The organism is Halorubrum persicum (genome assembly GCF_002727125.1).
In the GTDB taxonomy this organism is placed as follows: Archaea; Halobacteriota; Halobacteria; order Halobacteriales; family Haloferacaceae; genus Halorubrum; species Halorubrum persicum.
Genome location: NZ_NHOA01000026.1, coordinates 1 through 1417, shown reverse-complemented (window position 1 = coordinate 1417; position 1417 = coordinate 1). Strand labels below are relative to the sequence as shown.

The 1417-nt window shown below is 54.1% G+C and carries 1 protein-coding gene; it reads right to left on the bottom strand.

Annotated features, from left to right (window positions below):
• Nucleotides 1-344 precede the first annotated feature (344 nt).
• Entirely contained in the window at nucleotides 345-1337 is a 993-nt protein-coding gene (locus tag DJ69_RS03810) for a transposase (protein ID WP_099254374.1), read from the bottom strand.
• Nucleotides 1338-1417 lie beyond the last annotated feature (80 nt).

Below are 1417 nucleotides of genomic sequence, written 5' to 3'. Positions count from 1 at the left end.
TGCTTTGTGAGGTACTGATATTGTAATCTATGGCATACGACTATATTAGTATACACGAAATCAGTTTATTTTGGCCGCATTTAGTTTGACGTGAATTAGGGTAGACTGCGACAGCTTCGAGCCAATCTGATCTGGTAGTGCATACTACTGAAATTATGCACAAATGATGATGTTCATCGTTCTATTTCCCAAAAGACACGTTCAATGGCATTCGAATTACTCGAGGTAATCCGAAGACAATAGAATTAAACGATAGCGTAGTCGGCGAAGTTCCCACGCCCTTTGAGACGGTGGTCTCGCTTCGTCCACCAATAGCATATTTAGAGGGTGTCATAGAACTCTTCTCACACCGTGATGATCGTGCTTCCCGGGTTGTCTCCACGTTCGTAGTTGGTGATTGCGACGACGAGGCGAAGGCACAGCGCGAAGAACACCTGCGCTCGTGCATGGACGCGGCCTCGGGTGTGCGTTCGCCCGAGGCCGCAGTCCTTGACTGATTCGTTGGTTCGTTCAACTCCTGTACGGCGATTGTACGTTTCGTCTAGCGTCGATTGCTTCAGTTGAACGTCTTCACCGTGTTCCTCGATGCGGCCTTCGACTCTGTACTCGATGTCTTTCGGCTCGTCAGTGTTTCGCGCGTTGTACGGAGCGACTGGCACGACCCCTGCGGCCAGCAGGCGGTCGTGCCAGTCGAGCGTGTCGTAGGCGCTGTCACCGACCATCCAAATCGGCTTGGCGACGGCGAGCGCGTCACGCGTGACGCGCATCGCCGTCTCCTCTGGCGCTTGCTTACTCTCTGTGAACTCCGCCGCAATCGGGATTTTTTGCCCGGTCGAGATAATCGTACAGCCGTAGCCGTAGTAGTACTCGTCGTCGGTTGGATCGTAGCACTTCGACGCGTCTTGATCGGCAGGCATCGCCCTCACGTCAGTTGAATCGATACAGTAGGTCAAGTCGAGCAGGCCGCGGGCGGCGGCCTGCTCGACGAGTCGGTCAAAGACTTCGTCAACAACGTGTTCGAGGTCGGTAAGAAAGCGATCGACCGCGTCTCTCGATGGCGGTCGATCGAACCCACAGCTCAGCCAAACGACCGTGTTCCGAAGCTCCCGTTCAACGGGACGAATCCCGTAGATGTCGTGGTAGTAGCAATGGAGGAACCCACGCATCAGCTCTGGTGGTTCGTGCTCTCGTGTTCGCCCCGTCTGCGCCGGGGCGAACACGTCGAACTCTTCGAGAAACTCGAAGCAGAGGTGTTCAAACAACGCTAGCGTCTCCGTCTCCGCGACATTGAAGAACGACTCTACCGAAGGATCATCTTGCAGGGTCGCTGAACTCATCCACCTCAGCGTTCACCCTGCTCTTTGGTGTGCCACTCGTTCTATGACACCCTCTATTTAGCTATAGTAGACGTTAGAAA